Source organism: Gluconobacter thailandicus F149-1 = NBRC 100600 (assembly GCF_000964465.1).
In the GTDB taxonomy this organism is placed as follows: domain Bacteria; phylum Pseudomonadota; class Alphaproteobacteria; order Acetobacterales; family Acetobacteraceae; genus Gluconobacter; species Gluconobacter thailandicus.
In genome coordinates, this window is record NZ_BANH01000155.1 from 1 (window position 1) to 2821 (window position 2821).

The following is a 2821-nucleotide window of genomic DNA, read 5'->3' on the forward strand; positions in this document are numbered from 1 at the left end:
GCCTGATGCTTACGGAAGTTAATCTTTTCGGCGTCTTTGTGGCACCTCTCTCGATCTATGCCGTTGCAGCCGTGTTCGTGACATTGCTGTTGAGAAGCATTCTGTGGCGAACCGGCGCCCTGAGCTGGTTCTGGCACGTCGCACTCTTTGAAATAGCGCTCTATGTCTGTGTTCTCTGTCTACTCATCCTTTACGTCTAGGAGGGGTCGGCCATGAACTGGACCCGCAGTGTGATCCGCGTTCTGCTGACCCTGATTGTCCTCGCTATGGCTATCGGCCTTGGTCGGACCATGTGGGACATTTATGTTCTGGCGCCCTGGACACGTGACGGTCGTGTCCGTGTCTATGTCGTGGATGCAGCTCCTGAAGTTTCCGGAACAGTCGTTTCTGTTCCCGTCGTGGATAACCAGTTTGTCCATCGTGGCGATCCGCTTTTCGTTCTCGATCCGGTTCGTTTCCGTCTTGAGATCGACGCAGCCCGCGCCCGTCTTGCCGGTGCGGACGAAGACCTCAAGCTGAGATCTTCTGATGCCAGGCGTCGTATGGGTCTCGGTGGCATTGTGTCTGCTGAAGAACAGGAAGACTTCAACTCAAACGTCGAAACCCAGCGCGCCAAGGTGAATGCAGCGAAGGCCGAACTGAATACGGCTCTGCTGAACCTCCAGCGTTCCACGGTTTATTCGCCGGTTGACGGGTATATTACCAATCTGAATCTGCGTGTTGGCGATTACGCCCATGCAGGTCAGCCTGGTCTGGCCGTGATTGACGCCCACAGTTACTGGATCAACGGATACTTCGAAGAAACCAAGATGCACGGTGTGCATGTCGGTGACGAGGCCCGTGTCAAGCTGATGGGATACAAGCAGATCCTTCCTGCACACGTCGTCAGCATTGGTCGCGGTATTAATGACCGCAATGGCGTTTCAGACCGTCTTGGCCTGCCGGATGTGAATCCGATCTTTACCTGGGTGCGTCTGGCACAGCGTATTCCGGTGCGTCTGGAACTGGATAACGTACCGCCGGAAATCACCCTTGCGGCCGGTATGACCGCGACTGTCACGATTGGCCGCGAAACGCCTGGCGCCCGTGGCAAGCTGACCACCTGGCTGCAGAACCATCTCTGACATGTCCCGCAAGCTCCTGACCCTCGCCCTGAGTACCTGTCTGTCTCTGACGGCGTGTACGGTGGGACCAAACTTCAAGCCAGACAGGATCAAGGTGCCAGACTCCTTCGTGGAGCAGCCCCATTCCGTGACGGCAGAGGAGATTGCCCGCACGGAAGCGGACATGAAGGACTGGTGGGCCCAGTTTCACGATCCGATGCTGAATGAGCTGGTCGAGCAGGCCATCAAAGGCAACTACGATCTGCAGATTGCCTCGCAGCACATCATTTCGGAGCGGGCTGTCCGCCGGCAGGCGCAGGCGGCCTGGTACCCGCAGCTGGATGCGGCCATGGGCGGCGGTGATGACCGTTATTCCATTAACGTGGATAACTGGCCGATCCGTCCCGGAAGCCCTCAGAACAGACCACAGGCTTCCGTCCTTACCTACGGGGCGCGGGCCAGCTGGGAAATCGATCTGTTCGGGCATATCTCCCGCCAGGTTGAAGAACGCAAACGGCTCGTTGAAGAGTCCATTGAAGACCGTCGGGCCATTCTTCTCTCTCTGTTGTCGGAACTGGCGTCGGACTACGTCTCGCTCCGGGGCGTGCAGGAGCGGCTGGCGGTTACGGAACGCAGCATTGATGTGGCGCAGCGTTCGCGGGAATTGACAGAAAAGCTGTACACGCACGGTCTTGGCAATACGCTTGCTGTGGCGCAGGCGCAGACGGAAGAGCATCTCGAACGTTCACGGCTGGCGCCTCTTCATTCCCAGGAAGAGCGTCTGATCCATGCGATTTCCGTGCTGCTGGGCGAAATGCCGGGTAAGCTGGAAGAAGAGCTGGATGTCCGACGTCCTCTTCCGGCTGTGCCGGAATTTCCAGCGTCTCTGCCATCCATCGTTCTGGCCAACCGTCCGGATATTCGTGCGGCAGAGGCTCATTATGCAGCCGACACGGCGCAGGTGGGTGTCGCGGTCGCGAACCTTTATCCGAAGTTCATGATCCCGCTGACGTTCAATCCCAATGCCTCAGCGGCCTATCAGGCGTTCCAGATGGGCGGGATGGCCTGGAGCTTCATGATGATGGCCTCGCTGCCGATCATTCATGGTGGCCGCTATACGGCGGAGATCGCCCAGTCTCGTGCTGAGGCGGAAGCAAGTCGGCTGGCTTATCGCAAGACAGTGCTCAAGGCGTTTGAAGAAGTCGAAGACTCTCTGGGCGACTGGCGGCACGATAATGAACTGGTCAGTCAGCTCGAAGATGCAGCGCGGGACTCCGGCCTGGCCCGCGATCGGGCGCAGAAGCTGTTTGGTGCAGGTCTGACAGGCTATCTGAATGTTCTGACCACGGAGCAGACAGCCCTGACCGCACAGGATCAGGCCGTCGTTGGCCGCACGGCGCGTTTGCGGGATGCCATTTCACTTTATACAGCAATGGGTGCGGGTTGGCAGGGACGAGAGCTGACCGATACCCGTCTGCCGGTTGAAGTCGGCAAACAGAACGCTCTGGCACGCGCCTTTACGCGCTGAGTGAAAAACATGGCGGGGCGTGGTTTCCCCGTGGCAGATTTTGCAGGATGTCACGCCACGAGGATTGGGATGTATCGTTTCCGCCATTACCTGCTGCTTCTGGGGCTGCTTACACTTCCGCCTTCGACTGCACTGGCTGCCAAAGAAAGTGCTATCGAGGCGACTGGACCGCAGGGGGGACTGGCAGGCA

At 58.3% G+C, this 2821-nt stretch carries 3 protein-coding genes and 1 pseudogene; all 4 read left to right on the plus strand.

Annotated elements, in window-relative coordinates; translation table 11 throughout:
* Positions 1–5: 5 nt before the first annotated feature.
* The gene (locus B7444_RS16160; protein WP_007284708.1) at positions 6–200 is read left to right on the plus strand and encodes a DUF1656 domain-containing protein; all 195 of its coding nucleotides are present in this window, start codon (positions 6–8) and stop codon (positions 198–200) included.
* A 12-nt stretch (positions 201–212) separates the two neighbouring features.
* Positions 213–1124 carry an HlyD family efflux transporter periplasmic adaptor subunit gene (locus B7444_RS16165; protein ID WP_007284707.1) on the plus strand — a complete coding sequence of 304 codons (912 nt, stop codon included), beginning with the start codon at positions 213–215 and terminating at the stop codon, positions 1122–1124.
* Position 1125: 1 nt separating this feature from the next.
* Positions 1126–2631 (plus strand): efflux transporter outer membrane subunit, encoded by a 1506-nt coding sequence (locus B7444_RS16170; protein ID WP_007284706.1) that lies wholly within the window; start codon positions 1126–1128, stop codon positions 2629–2631.
* 9 nt (positions 2632–2640) lie between these two features.
* Positions 2641–2821, plus strand: a pseudogene (locus B7444_RS16570) (alpha/beta hydrolase); the annotation flags it as partial.